Below are 20,304 nucleotides of genomic sequence, written 5' to 3' on the forward strand. Positions count from 1 at the left end.
CCCACCCCCGCACGCCGGCGCGTCCCCCACCCCCCAGGAGGATCCCCATGTCCTACCTCAAGAGCCGCAGGCCCCACGCCCACCTGGGCCTGGTCTCGCTGGCCGCCGGCGCGTTCACCCTGCTGCCGGCCGGCGCGGCCCGCGCCGCGAGCGACGCCGTGGTCTCCGGCGGCTCCTACACCCTGGCCTCCGCGGCCTCCGGCCTCTGCCTGGGCGGGCAGTGGGCCGGCACCGCCAACCTCACCCCCGTGGTGCAGCAGCCCTGCCAGGGCCTGCTCAACCAGCGCTGGCAGCTGACCGCCAACGGCAGCGGCGGCTACACCATCGCCGACCGCGCCAACGCCGACTCCTGCCTCAACGTCAGCGGCGGCTCCACCGGTTCGGGCGCCGCGCTGATCGAGTGGGCCTGTAACGGCGGCGCCAACGAGCAGTTCACCCTCGGCATCGCCGCCGACGGCAGCACCGTGATCCACCCGCAGAACAGCGCGCTCTGCCTGGACCTGCCCTACGGCTCGAGCACCCCCGGCGTGCAGATCCAGCAGTTCACCTGCGGCGGCGGACCCAACCAGGAGTGGCTGCTGAAGCGCGCCGACCCGCTGGTCCTCGCCAACCCCGGCTTCGAACAGGGCGGCACGGGCTGGACCTTCAGCGCGCACGCCGGCACCGCCGCCAACAACCCGCACCGCGGCAGCCAACTGGCCTACCTGGACGCCGGAACGGGCTACACGATCAGCCAGAGCAGTACCGCCCCCGTGGCCGGCAGCTACGACTTCAGCGCCTGGATCGCCACCGGCGCGGCCGGCGCCACGCTCTCCGTCGCCGTCAACGGCAGCACCGCCGGCTCGGTCACCCTGCCCGCCCAGGCCGTCTACGCCCAGTACACCGTGCCGCGCATCCAGGTGAAGGCCGGAGACACCGTCGCGCTGGTGATCGGCTCGGCGGCGGGCGGCTGGGTGAACGCCGACGACGTCACCGTCACCCGGTCGGCCCCCAACGACCCGCAGATCAGCACCGACAACGCCACCCTCACCGCGCTCTTCGACTGGGCCAAGACCAAGGCCAACTCCTTCGTCAGCCAGCCCGGTTCGACCGGCCCGATCAACGCGGACGAGAACCACACCGGCGGCACCTCGCAGGGCGTCTACAGCAACACCTACTGGGCGGGGTACCCGTACCGCTCGGACTTCTACTCCCGGGACTTCGCCCACCAGCTGGCCGGCGCCCATCTGCTGGGCCTGGACGCCGACAACAAGACCATGCTGAAGGCGTTCGCCGCCTCCGCCACCCAGGCCCAGGGCTACGACCCCTACTGGTCCGTCAACTTCGACGCCGCCACCGCCGGTTCGGTCGACTACAGCTCCGCCACCAGCTTCGTGCGCGAGCTGCCCGCACCGTTCGAGCTGGCCCAGAAGGTCGGCGACGCCTACCAGTGGACCGGCGACCGCGACTACCTCGACGACCCGACCCTGTCGGCCTACGTCGCCAACACCGTCGGCCCGTTCATCGCCGGCCACACCGGCCCTATCAACAACAACGGCATCCCGATCGCCGAGGCGAACAGCGGCAGCATCTTCACCGGCGTCGCCAGCTACAACGAGAACGGTGCCACCCTGGCCGAGTCCGGCGACTCCATCGGCTCCCAGTACGCCGCCTGCCTGGCCGCCGCCGCCCTGGCCACCGCCAAGGGCGACACCGCCGGCGCCACCGCCTACACCAACGCCGCCGCCCGGCTGAAGAGCTACTACAACTCCACCTGGAGCGTCGACCCGAACAACGCGAACACCGTGGTGCGGGCCTACGACACCAGCGGCAGGGCCTACACCGACTGGGGCAAGGAGAACTCCTGGTTCATGCCGCTCAAGGGCATCATGAACTCCGACAGCCGCCAGACCGCGTACCTGGACTACATCGACTCCCAGGCCTCCGGCGCGGGCATGCCGGACAACCTGGAAGCCCTCACCTACCTGCCCGACGTCTTCTTCGCGCACAACATGAGCGCCACCGGCTGGAAGTGGATGCAGTACGTCTACGGCCAGATCAACACCGAGCACTCCGGCGGCTTCCTCAACGGCGACTACCCCGAGGTCTCCTACACCCTGCTCAGCCAGACCGTGCAGGGCCTGCTCGGCCTGCAGCCCGACGCGGCCGGCCACGCGCTCGCCACCACCGCCCAACTGCCCACCGGCGTCGGCTATCTGCAACTCAGCTCCATCCCGGTCGGCGCCAGCACCGTGACCCTGCGGCACGACGGCACCACCAGGTCCACCCTCACCAACACCGCCGGCGCCACCCTCAGCTGGACCGCCCGGTTCCCCGGCAGCCACACCGGGATCACCGTCAACGGGGTGGCCCGGCCCGTCACGACCGCCACCATCGACGGCGCCGCCTTCACCACCGCCACGGTCTCCGTCACCGCCGGCCAGACCGCCACCGTCCAGGTCACCGGCTGACCCCCACCACCCCCTCCGCGCGCCGCCGACTGGGCACCCGCCCGGTCGGCGACGCTGGGGCGATGGACCAAGAGCAGCAACTGCGCCTGACCGTGTACCTCGCCGACGACGACCTCTGGCACCACCACCCGCGCTACCGCGAGATCGTCCACCGTGCCCGTGACGCCGGACTGGCCGGCGCCAGCGTCTTCCACGGCGTCGGGGCTTCGGCGCCTCCGCTGCCGTGCACACCACCCGGCTGCTCTCGCTCGACGAGGGCCTGCCGGTGGTCGTGGTGATCGTGGACACCGAGTCGCGCCTGCGCGCCTTCCTGCCGCAGCTCGCCGAGCTCGCCGCCGACCGGCTGGTGACGCTGGAACAGGTGGCCGTCCTCCGCTTCCGCTGAGCCCCACCCGCAGACCCGAACGGGCGGGCGGATAGCCTCGCCTGCGAGAACGCCGAGTTGGACGAGCGAGCGGTGGGGGGCGGGGCCATGGAGCACCCGGAGTGCGGGGACGGGCGGCTGACGGCGCAGGGCGAGGTGGCGGTGGCCCGGCTGGCGCTGCACTCGGACAACCTCTCGCACGCGGCCGCCCACCTGGCCGACGCGCTGCTGGCCGACCCCCAGCTGCCGGCGGCGCACGAGGCGCTGGCCCAGCTCTGCGCCCGGGCCGGCGGTCCGGCGGAGGCCCGCGCGCTCTTCCCGCTCGACGGCGAGGTCTACCTCGGCACCCTGGTCTGCCGCGCGCACGTCGAGGCGGCCGCCGGCGACCTGGAGAACGCGGTGGGGATGCTCGCCTCCGCGATCCGCTTCGACCACAGCCGCCCGTGGGCCGGTGCGGCCTGGCTGACCGCTCCGGAGACCGTCGACCGGCTGGAGCCCGACTCCTTCGCCCAGGCCGTCTCCCGGGTCAACAGCGGCCTGCCGGACCAGCTCCCCGAGGAGCGCCGGACCGTGCTGCGCCCCTTCGAGGAGCTGACCCGGGCGCTGGCCGCCCGGCACCCCGAGCACGTGCTGCTGCTGGCCATGGCCTCCGGCCTGGTCCGCCGGCTCGGCGACACCGCCGAGGCCGTCCGGCTGGCCGAGCAGGCCCAGCGGATCGACGCCGGCCACCTGGCCGCCGTGATGCTCGGCAACGCGCTGCGGGCCGACGGCCGCCCCGCCCAGGCGCTGCAGGTCTGGGAGACCGAGCTGGCCCGCGAGTTCGACGGCTACCTGGCCGTGGACGTGGCCGAGCTGTACGGCGCCACCGGCCGCCCCGCCGAGGGCCTGCCCTGGCTGGAGCGGGCGCTCGCCACCGACCCCGCCCACCCCAAGGCCGCCCCCGCCCGGCACGGCCTGCGCTACTGCGCGGACGGCGACCGGGCCCACCTGCTCGCGCTGCACGACCACCACCGGGCCCACCCCGACCACGGCTACGCTCCCGAGCTGCTGGCCGAACTCTGCCGCCGCCAGCCCTGGTTGGGCATGGTGCACGGAGCCAGCGAGGCCACCGTCAACGTGCTGCACCAGTTCCTCGAAGCGCCCGGCACCGAACGGCACCACGAGCTCGAGTGCACCGCCTCCCAACTGGAGCCGCCCAGCTCCGCGCTGGCCCTGAGGCTGGCCTTCCCGAACGCCACCATCGGCTACGGCTCGCTGCCCGAGCCCGACCCGCGGCTGACGCTGCGTCAGGTCACCCACCGGATCTGGCAGTTCGACGGACTGGCGGCCACCCCGGCGGTGCCCCCGCCGGCCCCGGCGGCCGCCGAGCTGATCCGGGCCACCGCCGCCGTCAGCTGGTCCACCCTGCCGGCCGCCTACGACCACGCGGTCCGGCTGGCCGGCCTGCCGGTCGCGGACCTGCTCGGCGCGATGGCCCACCCGCCGCTGCCGCCCGAGGACGAGCTGGGCCGCGCGCTGCTCGCCCACCAGCCCGAGCTCTGGGTCCGCGCCGTCCAGTCCTTCGCCTGCCTCGGCCTGGCCCACCACCGCACCGACCAGCCCTGGCCGGAGTCCGAGCGCCGCCGGGTGCTGGCCGACCTGCTGCTCGGCGCCGAGGACTGGGTGGTGGAGGCGGCCGGCCTGGCCCTGGTCGCCATCGCCTGGACCGACCCCGGGACCCGCGAGGACATCGGCACCCTGCTCGCCGAGCGCCTGGCGGACGCGGCCCGCAGCGCCCAGCGCCGCGAGGTCACCATCCTCCGCTCGCTCGGCGCCCTGATGCTCTGCTGCCCCTGGGCGGACCGGCCGGCGCTCGACCTGGCCCGCGGACTCGACGGCAGCCCCGGGCAGCCGGCGCTGCCCGCCGTCGAGGAGGAGCGGCGCCGCCGCTTCGGCCGGCTCTTCCGCCGCGGTTGAACCTGACACCGGTGTCAGCTCCTACAGTCCTGGTGTGCCCGACGCACCGACTACAGAGGAGCAGACGATGAGCGAGTTGACCGGCAAGGTGGCGCTGGTGACCGGCGGCAGCCGGGGGATCGGTGCGGAGGTGGCCCGCCGGCTGGCGGCCGCCGGCGCGGCGGTGGCGATCACCTACGTGCAGGCCGCCGACCGGGCGAGCGAGGTGGTCAAGCAGATCGAGGCCGAGGGCGGCACGGCGGTGGCTATCCGCGCCGACCTGGCGGAGTCGGGGGACGCCGAGGCGGCCGTGGCCCGGACCATCGGCGAGCTGGGCCGGCTGGACATTCTGGTGAACAACGCGGGCCACTTCACCTACGGCGCGCTGGACGAGATCACCACCGCCGAGCTGGACCGGGTGCTGGCGATCGACGTCCGCTCGGTCTTCCTGTCCGCCCAGGCCGCGGCCCGGCAGATGGCCGACGGCGGCCGGATCATCAGCATCGGCTCCTGCTTCAACGGGCGGGTGCCCGGCGACGGCCTGGTGCTGCAGGCGATGGCCAAGTCGGCGCTGATCGGCCTGACCAAGGGCCTGGCCCGGGAGCTGGGTTCCCGCGGCATCACCGCCAACGTCGTGGACCCGGGTCCGATCGACACCGACATGAACCCGGCCGACGGCGAGACCGCCGACTTCCAGGCCGGCCTCACCGCCCTGGGCCGGTACGGCGTCGTCGGGGACATCGCCGCCACGGTCGCCTTCCTGGCGGGCCCGGCCGGCAACTTCATCACCGGCACCGCGATCGCCGTGGACGGCGGCTACACGGTCTGAGGACCGCCGCCGGGCGGGCCGGTCACGGCGCCGCGATAGTGGGTGGATGGCTGAGAACAAGAGCAGGTCGAGCATCACCATCCGGGGCCGCGAGGTGCGGCTGCGCACGATCGGCATGCTGCTGCTGGCGGTGGTGGCGATCTGGTTCATCGCCGCCAACACCGCCTCGGTGCAGGTCAGGCTCTGGGTGCCGACCGTCACCATGCCGCTCTGGCTGGTCCTGGCGGTCACCCTGCTGGTCGGCGCGGCGATCGGCTGGCTGGCCGCCCGGCGCCGCGCCAAGGGCGGCTGACCCGGGGCGCGGGGTTCCCCCGTTCGGACCATCGGCATCGCCGCCGACGGGGCCCGAACCAGGCCGGCGGGCGAGGAAGGCCCCGGCCCCGAGAACGGGAGACCACCCGCCGAGTCCTACACCCCCCAGGCCCGCCACCCCTGACACCGCCGCCGCGAACCGGGCGGCGGTGTCGCCCCATGCCCAGGCGGCGCGGGCCGGGATGAAACCGTCGGCGGCGAGCCCCGGAGTTCCCGGCCGTCACGCCCTGAGACCCCGGCGGACCGTCAGGGTTCCACCGGGTGGCGGCCCGCCCAAGGCAGCGCCAGCTCCAGCGAGCGGGCGACCCGCAGCAGCAGGTCCTCGCGCCAGGGCGCCGCGACCAGCTGCACGCCGACCGGCAGTCCGCTCGCCCCGTCGTGGTGCAGCGGCAGCGAGATCGCCGGCTGCCCGGTCACGTTGAAGATCGAGGTGAAGACGGCCATCGGGTAGCTGTTCAGCAGCGGCATCAGCGGCTGGGCCCCGGCGCCGGCCAGCAGCGTGCCGTGGCGCGGCGGCAGGCAGGCCATGGTCGGGGTGACCAGCAGGTCGACGTGCGCCGTGAAGCCCTCGACGATCCGGCGGGAGAGCTGCTGGGTGCGCTTCACCGCCTGCACGTACTCCCAGGAGTCGGTGGCCCGGGCCGCCTCGCGCAGCGCCCGGTTGTGCGGCTCGACCAGCTCCGGGTCGGCCACCGGGTAGGAGGCGCCGCCGGTGTTCCAGATCGTGGTGAAGGCCGCGGCCAGCTCACCGCCGGGCGGCAGCGGGAGCGGCCCGTCGACCACGTGGTGGCCGGCCGCCTCCAGGGCGCGCACGGCGCGGTCCACCGCCGCCGTGCAGGCCGGGTCCACGGTGATGCCCTCGAGCGGGGACTCGGCCAGCACGCCGATCCGCAGGCCGGTCGGCGCGGGGCCGTCCAGCGCGGCGGTCAGCGAGGGCCGCCGGGTCGGCGGAGACCACCAGGCGGCCGGGTCGTGCCGGGCCAGCACGTCCAGCGCGGCCGCGGTGTCGGCCACCGTGTGGCTGAGCACGCCGCTGGTGCTCAGGCCCTCCACGGCGATGGTCGAGCCGGTGACCAGGCCGCGGGTGGGCTTGAGGCCGACCAGTCCGGTGCAGGAGGCCGGGATGCGGATCGAGCCGCCGCCGTCCGAGGCGTGCGCGATCGGCGCGAGCCCCGCCGCCACGGCCGCCGCCGAGCCGCTGGAGGAGCCGCCGGGGGTGTGCTCGCGGTCCCACGGGTTGCGGGTGGTGCCCAGCGCCGGGGACTCGGTGAACGGCAGGGTGCCGAACTCGGAGGTGGTGGTCTTGCCCAGTGGCAGGAAGCCCGCCGCGGTGAACCGGCGCACCACCGGGTCGGAGGCCTGCGAGGGCTCCTTGGCGGCGCCCGCCGAGCCGAAGGTGGTGGGCCAACCCGCCACCTCCAGCAGGTCCTTGACCGGCAGCGGCACGCCGTGGAAGGGCGGCAGCTCCTCCGGCGAGCCGGCCCGCAGCACCGCGTCGGCCGCGGCGGCGGCGGCCGTGCGCACCGCCTCGTCGTCGCGGTGGCAGAAGGCGTTCAGGCCCGGGTCGAGGGCGTCCATCCGGGCCAGGTAGCAGTCCGCCACCTCCACCGGGCTGAGCTCCCGGCGGCGGATCGCCGCGGCGAGTTCGACGGCCGGGGTGAACGGGTCGAGCATGGGGTCGGTCATCGGCGGTCCCTTCCGGTCGGACGGTTCGGACAGTCAGCCGCGGTGCGCGGCAGCCCAGTCGAGCGAGTACCAGGAGAGCACCGCGAGCAGCGCGGCGCTGGGCAGTTCGGCGCAGTAGGCCATCAGCTCGGCGATCTCGAAGGCCTGGCCGCGGTGCGCGGACCAGAGGTCGAAGAAGGCGTCCATGCCGAGCAGCACGGCCGTCGCCGAGGCGATCGGACTGGTGGAGCGGTGGCGGCGGGCGACCAGCGCGGCCAGCAGCAGGAGCGCGGCCGCCTCCAGCACGTCCAACCAGACCCAGGCGTTGGAGAGGTTGCGCTTGCCGAAGTGGCCCTGGACGGTGAGCCCCAGCGTGACGATCCACGGCATCAACAGCACGGCGGCCAGGCAGAGCACCCGGGGGAGCCAGCGGCGCCAGGTGGATTCGTAGCGGTCGAGGGTGGAGCGGAGCTGCGGCATGGGTGAGGGGTCGTCAGCCTTCGGGTCGGGTCGAGACGGTGACGGTACCGCATCCGCCGGGCACGCCGCCCGGCCGAGGCGTCCGGACCATCCGGAAACGGACTGCCCACCTGCTGAGACGCGGCGCAGCGCGAAACCGGCGCGGCCGCCAACAGCCCGACACTGTTCATACAATTGACGGTCCATGGACAACTCTTTTCGGTGCCGGACGCATACGCTCATGCCCCGCACCAGTGTTCCCTGCCCGTACGCGGCCGCGCGGCTCCGCGCGGTCCGTCCCACCTCGGTCCCCAGGAGTTCACCATGCGTACCAGGTCGCGCCTGGCCGGCAGCTGCGCCGCCGCCCTGACCACCGCCTTCGCCGCCGCCACCGCCCTCTCCGGCACCGGCACCGCCGCCGCCTCCGCCACCGCGACGGCCGTCCCGGCCTACTCGCACGTGGTCGTGGTGGTCGAGGAGAACCACTCCTACAGCGACATCATCGGCGACACCGCCGACGCCCCGTACATCAACACGCTGGCCAACACCGGCGCGCTGATGACCTCCTCGTTCGGCGTCAGCCACCCGAGCGAGCCGAACTACATGGCGATCTTCGGCGGCAGCACCTTCGGCCTCTCCTCCGACGCCTGCCCGGTCAGCGAGGGCACCAAGGCCAACCTCGGCTCCGAGCTGCTGGCCGCCGGCAAGACCTTCGTCGGCTACTCCGAGGGCCTGCCCTCGGCCGGCTCCACCAAGTGCACCTCCGGCGCCTACGCCCGCAAGCACGCCCCGTGGGCCAACTTCAGCAACGTGCCGGCTGCCGACCAGCAGCCGTACACCGCGTTCCCGAGCAGCAGCAACTACGCGAACCTGCCCACCGTGTCGTTCGTCATCCCGAACCTGAACGACGACATGCACGACGGCACCATCGCGCAGGGCGACACCTGGCTGAAGAACAACCTCTCCGCCTACGCCGCCTGGGCCAAGGCCAACAACAGCCTGCTGGTCGTCACCTGGGACGAGGACGACTACACCGAGAGCAACCAGATCCCCACCATCTTCTACGGTGCGCACGTGCTGAACGGCCGGTACAGCGAGACCATCAACCACTACAACGTGCTCTCCACCCTGGAGCAGATGTACGGCCTGGCGGCGGTCGGCAGCAGCGCCACCGCCGCGCCGATCACCGACATCTGGGGCGGCTGACCCGCCCTCGGGACCAACTGACACCCCGTCCGGCCGCCCGACCCCGGTCCACCCGCCGGGGCCGGGCGGCCGTCCGCCCGAGCCAAGGAGCAGCACCCGGCCATGACCGAGCCGCCCACCCCCGAGGACGTGCCCGCCGCCGCCACCGTTCCGGACGCACCGGACGCACCGGACGCGCCGACCCGCCGCCCGTTCGCGCTGCTGCGCCGCCGGCCGGTGCAGGGCGCCGCCGCCGGGCTGCTGGTGATCGGCACCGCCGCCGCCCTGCTGGCCACCGCCCCGGCCGGCTCCTCCACCCCGCAGCCGCCCGGCGCGGCGCTCAGCGTCAACACCGCGAGCTGCGGCCAGGCACCCGCACAACTCCCGGCCGGGCCGGTCTCGTTCAGTGTCACCAACACCTCCGACGTGTACGTCTCGGTCTACGTCGTCTCCGCCGACGCCAAGCTCGCCTACGCCGAGATCCCCTGGCTCGGCCCCAAGCGGACCCTGCCGCTGGCCACCACGCTGACCGGCGGCTCCTACGCGGTGCGCTGCGTCTTCTCCAGCGGGCCCGTGCAGACCACCGGCACGATCGCCGTCACCGGCACCGCCGCCGGCGCCGTGCGGGGCTACCTGCCGATGAACGACATGGACCTGAGCGCGCCGGTCACCGCCTACCGCGCCTACGTCAGCGCCGCACTGCCCGAACTGCTCGCCGCCGTGCAGACCCTGGACGGCGACCTCGCCCGCGGCGACCTCGACGCCGCCCGCGCCGACTGGCTCACCGCCCACCTCGCCTACGAGCGCCTCGGCGCCGCCTACGGCTCCTTCGGCGACTTCGACAGCGCGATGAACGGCATGGCCGGCGGCCTCGCCCAAGGCGTCGACACCCCCGGCTGGACCGGCTTCTTCGCCCTGGAACACGGCCTCTGGCACGGCGCCCGGCCCGATCAGCTGCGCCCGATCAGCCGGCGACTCGTCACCGACGCCGCCGGATTGATCGAGGACTTCCCCAGCGAGGACACCGACCCCGGCACCCTGCCGCTGCGCGCCCACGAAATCCTGGAGAACGCCCTGCAGTTCCAGCTCGGCGGCATCGCCGACTACGGCAGCGGCAGCACCCTGGCCACCCTGCAGGCCAACGTCCAGGGCACCGAGGAGGTGCTGAGCGTGCTCGCCCCGCTGATCCAGCCCCGCGACCCCGGCCTGCTCACCCGGCTGCAGCAGCAACTGCCCGTCCTGGAGCACGCGGTGGACGCCTTCAAGAAGCCCAGCGGCGGCTGGACGCCGGTCGCCCAGCTGCCCGCCGGGCAACGCCGGGCGCTGGACGGCCAGGTCGGCGCCCTGCTGGAACAACTCGCCGCCGTGCCCAACCTGCTGACCCCGAGGAACCACGCATGAGCGCCGCCGAACCCACCCTCGCCCGCGGCCTGCACCGCCGCTCCTTCCTGCGCGGCGCCGGCCTCGGCACGGCACTCGGCGCCGGGGCGCTGACCGGCGCCTTCGCCGCCGCCGGAGCCGCAGCCGACACCGACCCTTCCGGGCGCGCCATCGCCTTCCACGGACCGCACCAGGCCGGCATCACCACCCCGCCGCAAGCCGCCGCGAGCTTCGTCTCGTTCAGCGTGCTCGCCCCCGACAGGGCCGCGCTCAAGCAGCTGTTCGCCGTGCTCACCGACCGGGTGCGGGTGCTCACCGCAGGCGGCCCGGTGCCCGCCACCGACCTGGCCTCGCCGCCCACCGACAGCGCCACCCTGGGCCCGGTGATCCCCGCCGACGGCCTGACCGTCACCGTCGGCGTCGGCGCCTCGCTCTTCGACCACCGCTACGGCCTGGCCGACCGCAAGCCCGCCAAGCTCACCGCGATGCCCGCCTTCCCGGACGACGACCTGGCCGGCTCCACCGAGCTGCACGGCGACCTCTCGCTGCAGATCTGCGCCGACTCCCGGGACACCGTGATGCACGCGCTGCGCGACCTCACCCGGCACACCCGCGGCCTGCTGCAGGCCGCCTGGAAGGTCGACGGCTTCCACGCCGCGCCCCGCCCCAGCGGCACCCCGCGCAACCAGCTCGGCTTCAAGGACGGCATCGCCAACCCCGACACCGCCAGCCAGGCCACCGCCGACGCGCTGGTCTGGACCCACGGCAACGCGAACGGCGAGCCCGCCTGGGTGGAGGGCGGCTCCTACCAGGTGATCCGGATCATCCGGATGCTGGTCGAGTTCTGGGACCGGGTCTCGCAGCACGAGCAGGAGCAGATGATCGGCCGCCGCCGCGACTCCGGCGCCCCGCTGACCGGCACGAAGGAGACCGACCTGCCCGACTACCAGGGCGACCAGCTGGGCCTGATCATCCCGAACACCGCCCACATCCGGCTCGCCAACCCCCGCACGCCCGACAGCGCCGACTCGCAGATCCTGCGCCGCGGCTACACCTACGAGCGCGGACTCGACCTGGCCGGCAACCTGGACGTCGGCCTGATCTTCTGCTGCTACCAGCAGGACGTGGAGCGCCAGTTCGCCGCCGTCCAGCAGCGGCTGGCCGGCGAGCCGCTGGTCGACTACATCTCACCCACCGGCGGCGGCTACTTCTTCGCGCTGCCCGGCGTCAGCAGCCCGACCGACACCTTCGGCGCCGCCCTGCTGGCCTGACCCCGGGCACCCCGGACCTGGCTCCCGCGCCGCGCGGGAGGCAGGCTGGGGCTGCCACCGGTCGGACCAGACGACGGAGAGAGCCGTGCACGAGAAGCCGCAGGGACAGTTCGGCGACTACCAGAACGAGATCTACTTCAACGGCCTGGCCGGCGTGCTGCCGAGCCTGCCGATGAACCACAGCGAGCTGGAGGCCCGGGCGCAGGCCGCGCTGCCGCCCTCCGTGCTCTCCTATGTGGCGGGCGGCGCGGGCGACGAGACCACCCAGCGGGCCAACACCAGCGCCTTCGAACGCTGGGGACTGCTGCCGCGGATGATGGTCGGCGCCACCCGGCGCGACCTCTCGGTGGAGCTGTTCGGCCTGCGGCTGCCCACCCCGCTCTTCATGGCCCCGGTCGGGGTGATCGGGCTCTGCGCCCAGGACGGGCACGGCGACCTGGCCACCGCGCGGGCCGCCGCCCGCACCGGCGTGCCGATGGTCGCCTCCACCCTGACCGTCGACCCCATGGAGCGGGTGGCGGCCGAGTTCGGCGACACGCCCGGCTTCTTCCAGCTCTACACGCCCACCGACCGGGCGCTGGCCGAGAGCCTGGTGCGCCGGGCCGAGGCGGCCGGCTTCAAGGGCATCGTGGTGACCCTGGACACCTGGATCACCGGCTGGCGGCCGCGCGACCTGGCGGCCGGCAACTTCCCCCAGCTGCGCGGCCACTGCCTGGCCAACTACACCAGCGACCCGGTCTTCCGGGCCCGGCTGGCGAAGACGCCCGAGGAGGACCCCGGCGCCGCCGTGCTGGAGTGGGTCCGGGTCTTCGGCAACCCGCTGACCTGGGCGGACCTGCCCTGGCTGCGCTCGCTCACCGAGCTGCCGATCGTGCTCAAGGGCATCTGCCACCCGGAGGACGTGCGGCGGGCCAGGGACGGCGGGGTGGACGCGGTCTACTGCTCCAACCACGGCGGGCGGCAGGCCAACGGCGGGCTGCCCGCGCTGGAGGCGCTGCCCGGTGTGGTGGCGGCCGCCGACGGGCTGCCGGTGCTCTTCGACTCCGGGGTGCGCAGCGGCGCCGACGCCGTCAAGGCGCTCGCGCTCGGGGCCACGGCGGTGGGCGTCGGCCGGCCCTACGCCTACGGGTTGGCGCTGGCGGGCATCGAGGGAGTGGTGCACGTGCTGCGCACGCTGCTCGCCGAGGCCGACCTGATCATGGCGGTGGACGGCTACCCGGCGCTGGCCGACCTGCGGGCCGAGGGAGCGCTGTGGCGGATCTGATCATCGGTATCCGGCAAGCGAGTTGGGCCGAGTTCACTCGATCGAGTGAACTCGGCTGGCGGGTCGGGCGGCCCCCGGGCACCGGTTGGATCCTGCTTCAGGACGTCCGGGTTCGGCATCGGATCGGGAATGCGGAGGACAGATGGTCGGCACAGCCCATCGCAACACCGGCACGGACGGCGTGGAAGGCGGGGTCGGCATGACGGCGCTGCTGGTGGCCGCCGCCCGCGCGATCGAGACCCACCGCCACGACAGCCTGGCCCGCGACGACTTCGCGGAGCACTTCGTGCTCGCCGCACCGGCCGCCGCCGGCTGGCCGGTGCGCATCCACCAGGTGCCGGACGGCGACACCAACCCGCTCTGGGGCCGGTTCGCCCGCTACTTCGGGCTGCGCACCCGGGTGCTGGACGACTTCCTGCTCCGGTCGGTCGGCGACGGCGCCCGCCAGGTCGTCCTGCTCGGCGCCGGACTGGACTCGCGCGCGTACCGGCTGGACTGGCCGGAGGGCTGCGCGGTCTACGAGGTCGACCGGGCCGGCGTGCTGGACTTCAAGGAGCGGGTGCTCACCGGGCTGGACGCCGCCCCGCGGGCCCGGCGGGTCCCCGTCCCGGTCGACCTGCGGGCCGACTGGGTCACGGCGCTCACCGGCGCCGGCTTCGACCCGGCGGCCCCCAGCGTCTGGCTGGCCGAGGGCCTGCTCTTCTACCTGACCAGCGCCGCCGAGACCTTCCTGATCGACACCGTGGACCGGCTGAGCGCCGAGGGCAGCGCACTGGCCTTCGAGGTCAAGCTGGAGAAGAACCTGCTGGACTACCGGGACAGCCCGATCTACACCGAGACCACCCGGCAGATCGGCATCGACCTGCTGACCCTCTTCGACCTCGGCGCCCGCCCCGACTCGGCCGGCAGCCTCGCCGGCCGGGGCTGGACCACCTCGGTGCACACCCCCTTCGAGTTCACCCGCCGGCACGGGCGCGGCCCGCTGCCCGAACGGCACGACGCGCTCGGCGGCAACCGCTGGGTGTTCGCCGCCAAGCGGCCGGTCAACGCTCCGGAACCAGCACGGGTTTGACCACCAGCCCGGCCTCGCAGTCGAGTTCGGCCTGCCGGATGTCGGCCAGCGGATAGCGCCGGACCAACTGGTCGAAGGGGAACCGCCCGGCCTGCCAGAGCGCGGCCAGCCGGGGGACGAGCAGGGCCGGCACCGCATCGCCCTCGCACAGGTGCGAAAGGCGCCGGCCGCGGTCCAAGGTGCCCGGCTGCAACGGCAGTTCGCCGGGCAGCCGGGCCGCCAGCGCCAGCTGGCCGGCGGGCCGCAGCGCGCGCAGGGCGTCGTTGATCAGCGGCACGCTCGCCGTGGTGTCCAGCGCGAACCGCGCGCCGCCGTCCGTCAGCTTCCGTATCCGCTCCGCCAGTGCGGCCGTGTCGGCGGGCAGCGGGACGGCGCCGAAGCGCTCCGCCAGCTCCAGCCGGGCCGGCCGGCGGTCCACCGCCACCGTCACCGCCCCCGCCGCCGAGGCCGCCAGCACCGCCGCCAGGCCCACCGCGCCCGCGCCGAACACCGCGAAGGTGTCACCGGGCCCCAGCCGGAAGGTGTTCACCACCGCCCCCGCGCCGGTCAGGAAGCCGCAGCCGAGCGGACCCAGCAGATCGAGCGGCAGCGCCGGATCCATCCGGACGGCGTTGCGGGCCGACACCAGCGCGTATGCGGCGAAGGAGGACTGGCCGAACCAGCGCGGCGCCAGCGGCCGCCCGGCCGCGTCGACCAGCCGGCCCGCATCCGCCGTCCGGCCGCCGAACAGGTTGAGCTCGGCGAAGGAGTCGCAGTAGGCGGGAGCAGCCGCCAGGCAGCCGCGGCACCGGCCGCAGGAGTCGAAGCTCAGCACCACGTGGTCGCCCACCGCCAGCCCCGTCCCCGGACCGCCGGTCTCCACCACCACCCCCGACCCCTCGTGCCCGAGCACCGCCGGCAGCGGCGAGCGCCCCGCCGAGCGGCGCACCGCGAGATCCGTCCGGCACATCCCGCAGCCCGCGATCTCCACCACCACCTCGCCCGGACCCGGCCCCTCGCGCAACTCCACCTGCTCGACGGCGAACGGCCCGTCGGAGGAGCGCAGCACCGCCGCCGCGAACCGCCGCCCGGTCACGGCCGCTCCGGGCGGTGGAGGACGAACGGCTGCAGATTGCCCAGCAGCCCCCACGGGCCGCCGGCGACGCCCAGACCGCTCTCCTTGACGCCCGCGAACGGCTGGGCCAGCGACAGTTCGGCGTGGTGGTTGACCCAGGCCGTGCCGCACTCCAGCCGCTCCGCCACCGCCTGCGCCCGGTCCGGGTCGCTGCCCCAGACCGAGCCGCCCAGACCGTAGCCGGTGCCGTTGGCGGCCGCCAACGCCTGCTCCAGATCGCGGTAGGGGAGCACCGGCAGCACCGGGCCGAACTGCTCCCGGGCCACCACCGGACTGTCCGGCGGCACCTCCGTCAGGACGGTCGGCGCGAAGAAGTACCCGGGCCGGTCCAGGCGGTGGCCGCCCGCCGCCGCCCGGGCGCCGTCCGCCAGCGCGCGGGCGGTCACCTCCTCGACCCGGGCCAGCTGCGGCGCGTTGTTCACCGGGCCCAGCCGGCTCGCCGGATCCAGGCCCGGGCCCACCTCCACCGCCTTCGCCAACCCGGCGAGCGCGTCCACCACTTCGCCGTGCAGCCGGTCCGGCACATAGACCCGCTTGACCGCCATGCAGACCTGCCCGCAGTTGCGGAACGCCGCCCAGAACAACCGCTCCGCGACGGCCGGCACCTCCACGTCGTCCAGCAGCACGGCCGCGTCGTTGCCGCCCAGCTCCAGGGTCACCCGGGCCAGCGAGGCCGCCGCGCCCGCCGCCACCGCCCGGCCGGTCGGGATCGAACCGGTGAAGGTGACGTGCCGGAACCCCGGGTGCGCCGCCATCCGGGCACCCAGCGGCTCCCGGCCGGTGACCACCGTGAACACATCGGGCGGCAGGGCCTCCGCCAGCGCCGAGGCCAGCCGGAGGGTGGCCAGCGGGGTGAACGGCGAGGGCTTCAGCACCACCGTGTTGCCCGCTGCCAGGGCGGGCGCGAGCTTCGACGAGGCCAGCTGCAGCGGGAAGTTCCACGGCACGATCGCCGCGACCGGGCCCAGCGGGCGCCAGCGCAGCTCGCTGCGCACCGGGCGGCCGTCCTCGACCGGCTGCGGGGCCGGGCCGGGCGCGAGCTCGGCGAAGTAGCGCAGCCGGGCGGCCGTGCGGGCCACCTCGGCCCGGGACTCGGCCAGCGGCTTGCCCTGCTCGCGGGTGAGCAGCGGGGCGAGCTCGGCCTCGGCCGCCTCCACCGCCGCGGCCGCCGCCAGCAGCGCGGCGGTGCGCGCGCCGGGGTCGGCGCGCCAGCCCAGCCAGGCCCGGCGGCTGCGCTCGACGATCGCATCCAGCTCGTCGGGGTGCTGGTCGGGAGCCTCGGCGAAGGGCTCGCCGGTGGCGGGGTCGACCACGGCGAAGTGACGCTTCGTCATGATCGCGGTCAGCCTGCCGGGTTGGCGGCATGGCGGTCCATCTCGGCACGGAAGGCGGCCACCAGGTGCGGCTGGATCCGGCCCGCCGTGCGGTCGCCGCCGCTGCAGACCGCGCCGCGCACGCCCACGATGTCGGTACCCATCGCGGTCAGCTCGGCCAGGTCCACCGCCTTGACGCTGCCCGCCAACGCGGCCAGCAGCCGCGCCTGGTGGGCCCGCTCGACGAACTCCGCACAGAGCGCGGGCGGCAGGTGGTCGAAGAGCCGGCTGCCGTCCTTGATCGCCGTGTCCAGCATCGCCGCGTCCGAGCCCGAGCGGGCGGCGATGTCCGGCAGCGCCAGCGGATTGACGCAGCCGATCCGGTGCGCGTCGGCGTAGCCGGAGGCGACCACGAAGGCGTCCGGCCGGTAGTCCTTGACGGCCCGCACCACGCCGCGCATCACCTCGATCGCCTGCTCGGGCGTGCTGCAGCCGTAGAGGCCTACCTTGATGTAGGTCGCGCCGGAGACCGCCGCGCCGAGCGCCGCCTGGGCCACCGTGCCGGGCTTGTACGGCACGTCGCCGACCGTGGCGGAGATCGGCTTGTCGGCCGGCACCGCCTCCCGGATCTCCCGGATCACCCACGGGTAGTTGGCGCCGAGCGAGCCCTCGTCCGGCTTCTTCACGTCGACGATGTCCAGGTGCTCGGCGGCCTTCGCGCAGTCGAGGGCCTCCTCGACGCTGTCCGGGGAGATCAGGAGCAACACCGTGGACTCCTTTCGCCGCGGGCCGGCCCGCGCCGTCGTGTGGATCACTTGCGGTCTGCTCATCATCTCCGCGGCCGCAGGCGTGCGGTAGGGCGCGTGGCGCGGGCGGGGCGCCGACCCGGCGTGCGCCACCCCCGCCCCGGCTGGTCGATCCGGTACGGGGGCAAGGGGATCTCAGACGCAGTGCACCTCGATGCCGTGCTCGCGCAGCGCCGCGACCAGCGGTGCGGGTGCGTCGGTGTCGGTGACCAGCACGTCGATCCCCTCCGGCGGGCAGACGGTGGCGAAGGCGCGCCGGCCGAGCTTGCTGGAGTCGGCGACGATCACCACGGTGCGGGCCCGGCGGGCCATCGCCTGGTTGATGCCGGCCTCGGTCTCCTCACAGGTGGAGGCCCCGACCACGGCGTCGAGCGCGTTGACGCCCAGCACCGCGAAGTCCAGCGAGACCGAGTCGAGGACCAGCGCGGCCAGCGGGCCGACCAGTTCGAAGGAGGCGGGCCGGGCGATGCCGCCGGTCACCACGGTCTTCACGTACGGCCGCACGGCGAGTTCGCCGGCGATGTTGATGGCGTTGGTGACGATGGTCAGCGAGACCTCGTCCTCCGTCATCAGGTCGGGCCGGGTGACGAGTTCGCGGGCCACCTCGGAGGTGGTGGTGCCGCCGGTGAGGCCGACCACGGCGCCCGCCGGGACGAGCGCGGCGGCGGCCTTGGCGATCCGCAGCTTCTCCTCGGCCCGGCGGGTGGACTTGTAGCGCAGCGGCAGGTCGTAGCTGACGCCGGCCTGGACGGCTCCGCCGTGGGTGCGGGTGAGCAGCTGCTGGTGGGCGAGTTCGCGCAGGTCGCGCCGGACGGTGGCGGCGGAGACGCCGAGTTGGCGGGCGGCGTCGGCCACGTCGATGCGGTGGCGGTCACCGAGCATGTCCAGCAGCCGGGTGCGCCGGGTGTGGGTGGTCACGGCGGCCCCGCTACTTGACGGAGCCGGCGGTGAGCCCGGAGACCACATGGCGTTCGATCGCTGCGAACAGGATGACGACCGGGACGATCGCGACCAGGGAGGCGGCGAACATGTAGTGCCACTGGGGGTGGTAGGCGCCGATCATGGAGTCGATGCCGACGGTGAGGGGTTGCTTGGACGGGCTGTTGACGAGGATCAGGCCCATCACGAACTCGTTCCAGGCCGTGATGAAGGTGAAGATCACGCAGGTCACGACGCCGGGCAGGGCGAGCGGAAGAGTGACCTTGAAGAGCGCGCCGACCCGGCTCGTCCCGTCGATCATCGCGGCTTCCTCCAACTCGGCGGGGATGGAGGAGATGTAGGCGGAGAGGATCCAGACGGCGAAGGCAAGGCTGAAGGCGGCGTTGGCCACGATCAGCGTGAGGTCCGAGTCCATCATGTTCAGCGAGGTGAACTCGCGGGCCAGGCCGACCTGGAGGGCGGTGGGCTGGAACATCTGGGTGACCAGGACGAGCAGCAGGAAGGCGGTGCGGCCGCGGTAGCGGATGCGGGCGGTGTAGTAGGCGGCGGGCAGCGCGATCAGCAGGGTGAGCAGGGTGGCGCCGCCGGCGACCAGGAGGGAGACCTCCAGGTTGGTGCCGATGGTGGTCCTGGACCAGACGTCCAGGAAGTTGTTCCAGGCGAAGTGGTGTGGCAGGTAGCCGTTGTCGCGCAGCTCGTTGGCGGGGCGGGCGGCGGTGACCACCATCTCCAGGTAGGGGGCCAGGAAGACCAGGGCGAGCAGCCAGGCGGTGGCGGTGACGACTGCCTTCTTGACGGTGAAGGCGGGCTTGAGAGCGGCAGTTGACATGGCGTCAGTTCTCCTCGTTGAAGCGGCTGACCTTGAGGAAGAGCAGCACCATGACGATCACGACGGCGAAGTTGACCACCGACATCGCGGCGGCCTCGCCGACGTCGGTCTGGCCGAGGATGTACATGAACACCGTGGAGGTCGAGGTGTCGGTGTTGGGCCCGCCCTGGGTCATGCCCCAGATGACGGGGAAGGAGTTGAAGACGTTGATCAGGTTGATCACCAGGGCGACCAGGAAGGAGGGGCGCAGCAGCGGCAGGGTGATCCGCCAGTAGGTCTGCCACTTGCCCGCTCCGTCGACCTTGGAGGCCTCGTAGACCTCGCCGGGGACGGTCTGGAGGCCGGCGAGCAGGGTGTAGGTGGTGAAGGGGAGGGAGACGAAGACGGCGACCAGGATCAGCCAGGGCTTGGCGTGCGCGGCGTCTCCGGTCCAGTTCTCGGCGGAGGAGATCAGCCCGAGGTCGATCATCGCGCGGTTGAGCACGCCGGCGACCTCGTCCAGCATCCAGCGGAAGCCGATCGAGGTGACGATCACCGAGGAGGCCCAGGGGATGATCAGGGCCCAGCGGGTGAGGCGGCGGCCGGGGAAGTTCTGGTTGTAGAGCTGGGCCAGGGCCAGCGAGATCACCATGGTGAAGGTGACGACCAGGACGGTCCAGACCAGGGTCCACACCATCACCGGGCCGAGCCGGGCGTCGTCGAAGAGCTTCTGGTAGCGGCCGAAGCCGTTGTAGCCGGCGTCGATGCCCAGGCCGCTGATCTTGTGGGTGGAGGTGATCACCATCTCGACCACCGGCCAGACCACGACCAGCAGGATCAGCGCGACGCAGGGGCCGATCCACGGCCACGGGCCCAGCCGGGCCAGGGTGTTGCGGCCGCCGGCGGCGGAGGCCCGGACGGGCGCGGTCGGCGCGCCGGAGGGCGGGGGCGCCGGCTGCGGCGCCCGGGTGGTGGTCTGCTCGGACACGGGTGGGTTCTCCTGGAGGGATCGGGGCAGGGGAGACGGGAGGCGGGGGGGGGGCCCGCCGGGGCGGCCCCCCCCCCCGGGGAAGCCCCCGCGGGGGGGGGGGCCGGGTGACGGGGGCGGGCCCCCCCCGCCGGGGGGGGGCCCCGCCCC

17 protein-coding genes and 1 pseudogene are annotated in these 20,304 nt (G+C 73.9%); 10 read left to right on the plus strand and 8 right to left on the minus strand.

Annotation, left to right across the window (positions count from 1 at the left end):
- Window positions 1-47: 47 nt before the first annotated feature.
- The 5 genes and pseudogenes from ACFYNO_RS18060 (at window position 48) to ACFYNO_RS18080 (ending at window position 5,870) form a co-directional block, all read left to right on the plus strand.
- Window positions 48-2,450 (plus strand): RICIN domain-containing protein, encoded by a 2,403-nt coding sequence (locus tag ACFYNO_RS18060; RefSeq protein WP_388012527.1) that lies wholly within the window; start codon window positions 48-50, stop codon window positions 2,448-2,450.
- A 62-nt stretch (window positions 2,451-2,512) separates the two neighbouring features.
- Window positions 2,513-2,835, plus strand: a pseudogene (locus ACFYNO_RS18065) (DUF190 domain-containing protein).
- Window positions 2,836-2,922: 87 nt separating this feature from the next.
- Window positions 2,923-4,770, plus strand: coding sequence for a tetratricopeptide repeat protein (locus ACFYNO_RS18070; RefSeq protein WP_388012530.1), 1,848 nt, complete (start codon window positions 2,923-2,925; stop codon window positions 4,768-4,770).
- 67 nt (window positions 4,771-4,837) lie between these two features.
- On the plus strand, window positions 4,838-5,578 hold the full coding sequence (locus ACFYNO_RS18075) for an SDR family NAD(P)-dependent oxidoreductase (RefSeq protein ID WP_388012533.1): 741 nt from the start codon (window positions 4,838-4,840) through the stop codon (window positions 5,576-5,578).
- 46 nt (window positions 5,579-5,624) lie between these two features.
- Complete coding sequence (locus tag ACFYNO_RS18080) at window positions 5,625-5,870, plus strand: LapA family protein (protein ID WP_388012536.1); 246 nt, start codon at window positions 5,625-5,627, stop codon at window positions 5,868-5,870.
- 266 nt (window positions 5,871-6,136) lie between these two features.
- Here the strand turns inward: ACFYNO_RS18080 and ACFYNO_RS18085 are convergent, their stop codons facing one another.
- Both ACFYNO_RS18085 and ACFYNO_RS18090 read right to left on the minus strand, forming a co-directional pair.
- Window positions 6,137-7,576 (minus strand): amidase, encoded by a 1,440-nt coding sequence (locus tag ACFYNO_RS18085; RefSeq protein WP_388012539.1) that lies wholly within the window; start codon window positions 7,574-7,576, stop codon window positions 6,137-6,139.
- A gap of 33 nt (window positions 7,577-7,609) precedes the next feature.
- Window positions 7,610-8,035 (minus strand): hypothetical protein, encoded by a 426-nt coding sequence (locus tag ACFYNO_RS18090; RefSeq protein ID WP_388012542.1) that lies wholly within the window; start codon window positions 8,033-8,035, stop codon window positions 7,610-7,612.
- Window positions 8,036-8,338: 303 nt separating this feature from the next.
- Between ACFYNO_RS18090 and ACFYNO_RS18095 the strand changes: the two genes are divergently transcribed.
- The 5 genes from ACFYNO_RS18095 (at window position 8,339) to ACFYNO_RS18115 (ending at window position 14,186) form a co-directional block, all read left to right on the plus strand.
- Window positions 8,339-9,220 carry an alkaline phosphatase family protein gene (locus ACFYNO_RS18095; protein ID WP_388012545.1) on the plus strand — a complete coding sequence of 294 codons (882 nt, stop codon included), beginning with the start codon at window positions 8,339-8,341 and terminating at the stop codon, window positions 9,218-9,220.
- 102 nt (window positions 9,221-9,322) lie between these two features.
- The gene (locus ACFYNO_RS18100; RefSeq protein WP_388012548.1) at window positions 9,323-10,600 is read left to right on the plus strand and encodes an EfeM/EfeO family lipoprotein; all 1,278 of its coding nucleotides are present in this window, start codon (window positions 9,323-9,325) and stop codon (window positions 10,598-10,600) included.
- Window positions 10,597-11,850, plus strand: coding sequence for an iron uptake transporter deferrochelatase/peroxidase subunit (gene efeB, locus ACFYNO_RS18105; RefSeq protein WP_388012551.1), 1,254 nt, complete (start codon window positions 10,597-10,599; stop codon window positions 11,848-11,850). The genes ACFYNO_RS18100 and efeB overlap by 4 nt, the downstream gene beginning before the upstream one ends.
- Window positions 11,851-11,935: 85 nt before the next feature.
- On the plus strand, window positions 11,936-13,114 hold the full coding sequence (locus ACFYNO_RS18110; RefSeq protein ID WP_388012554.1) for an alpha-hydroxy-acid oxidizing protein: 1,179 nt from the start codon (window positions 11,936-11,938) through the stop codon (window positions 13,112-13,114).
- A gap of 142 nt (window positions 13,115-13,256) precedes the next feature.
- Window positions 13,257-14,186 (plus strand): class I SAM-dependent methyltransferase, encoded by a 930-nt coding sequence (locus ACFYNO_RS18115; protein WP_388012557.1) that lies wholly within the window; start codon window positions 13,257-13,259, stop codon window positions 14,184-14,186.
- On the opposite strand, the gene ACFYNO_RS18120 is transcribed toward ACFYNO_RS18115, so the two are convergent.
- The 6 genes from ACFYNO_RS18120 to ACFYNO_RS18145 all read right to left on the minus strand — a co-directional run bounded on the left by ACFYNO_RS18120 (window position 14,158) and on the right by ACFYNO_RS18145 (window position 20,154).
- Window positions 14,158-15,261, minus strand: coding sequence for an alcohol dehydrogenase catalytic domain-containing protein (locus ACFYNO_RS18120; RefSeq protein WP_388012560.1), 1,104 nt, complete (start codon window positions 15,259-15,261; stop codon window positions 14,158-14,160). The genes ACFYNO_RS18115 and ACFYNO_RS18120 overlap by 29 nt on opposite strands.
- Window positions 15,258-16,634, minus strand: a complete 1,377-nt coding sequence (locus ACFYNO_RS18125; RefSeq protein WP_388012563.1) for an aldehyde dehydrogenase family protein — start codon at window positions 16,632-16,634, stop codon at window positions 15,258-15,260. The genes ACFYNO_RS18120 and ACFYNO_RS18125 overlap by 4 nt, the downstream gene beginning before the upstream one ends.
- Window positions 16,635-16,642: 8 nt before the next feature.
- Entirely contained in the window at window positions 16,643-17,380 is a 738-nt protein-coding gene (locus tag ACFYNO_RS18130; protein WP_388012566.1) for a (5-formylfuran-3-yl)methyl phosphate synthase, read from the minus strand.
- Between the two features lie 174 nt (window positions 17,381-17,554).
- Complete coding sequence (locus ACFYNO_RS18135; protein ID WP_388012569.1) at window positions 17,555-18,337, minus strand: DeoR/GlpR family DNA-binding transcription regulator; 783 nt, start codon at window positions 18,335-18,337, stop codon at window positions 17,555-17,557.
- A gap of 10 nt (window positions 18,338-18,347) precedes the next feature.
- Window positions 18,348-19,187: a carbohydrate ABC transporter permease gene (locus tag ACFYNO_RS18140; protein ID WP_388012572.1), complete on the minus strand. Its 840-nt coding sequence runs from the start codon at window positions 19,185-19,187 to the stop codon at window positions 18,348-18,350.
- A gap of 4 nt (window positions 19,188-19,191) precedes the next feature.
- The gene (locus ACFYNO_RS18145; RefSeq protein WP_388012575.1) at window positions 19,192-20,154 is read right to left on the minus strand and encodes a carbohydrate ABC transporter permease; all 963 of its coding nucleotides are present in this window, start codon (window positions 20,152-20,154) and stop codon (window positions 19,192-19,194) included.
- Window positions 20,155-20,304: the final 150 nt, after the last annotated feature.

This window comes from Kitasatospora sp. NPDC006697, from assembly GCF_042869935.1.
Lineage (GTDB): Bacteria > Actinomycetota > Actinomycetes > Streptomycetales > Streptomycetaceae > Kitasatospora.

Bases quoted from the DNA above. Each gene is read 5' to 3' on its own strand.
- ACFYNO_RS18060 (WP_388012527.1), top strand. From the start codon at position 48: ATGTCCTACCTCAAGAGCCGCAGGCCCCACGCCCACCTGGGCCTGGTC.
- ACFYNO_RS18070 (WP_388012530.1), top strand. From the start codon at position 2,923: ATGGAGCACCCGGAGTGCGGGGACGGGCGGCTGACGGCGCAGGGCGAG.
- ACFYNO_RS18075 (WP_388012533.1), top strand. From the start codon at position 4,838: ATGAGCGAGTTGACCGGCAAGGTGGCGCTGGTGACCGGCGGCAGCCGG.
- ACFYNO_RS18080 (WP_388012536.1), top strand. From the start codon at position 5,625: ATGGCTGAGAACAAGAGCAGGTCGAGCATCACCATCCGGGGCCGCGAG.
- ACFYNO_RS18085 (WP_388012539.1), bottom strand. From the start codon at position 7,576: ATGACCGACCCCATGCTCGACCCGTTCACCCCGGCCGTCGAACTCGCC.
- ACFYNO_RS18090 (WP_388012542.1), bottom strand. From the start codon at position 8,035: ATGCCGCAGCTCCGCTCCACCCTCGACCGCTACGAATCCACCTGGCGC.
- ACFYNO_RS18095 (WP_388012545.1), top strand. From the start codon at position 8,339: ATGCGTACCAGGTCGCGCCTGGCCGGCAGCTGCGCCGCCGCCCTGACC.
- ACFYNO_RS18100 (WP_388012548.1), top strand. From the start codon at position 9,323: ATGACCGAGCCGCCCACCCCCGAGGACGTGCCCGCCGCCGCCACCGTT.
- efeB (WP_388012551.1), top strand. From the start codon at position 10,597: ATGAGCGCCGCCGAACCCACCCTCGCCCGCGGCCTGCACCGCCGCTCC.
- ACFYNO_RS18115 (WP_388012557.1), top strand. From the start codon at position 13,257: ATGGTCGGCACAGCCCATCGCAACACCGGCACGGACGGCGTGGAAGGC.
- ACFYNO_RS18125 (WP_388012563.1), bottom strand. From the start codon at position 16,634: ATGACGAAGCGTCACTTCGCCGTGGTCGACCCCGCCACCGGCGAGCCC.
- ACFYNO_RS18140 (WP_388012572.1), bottom strand. From the start codon at position 19,187: ATGTCAACTGCCGCTCTCAAGCCCGCCTTCACCGTCAAGAAGGCAGTC.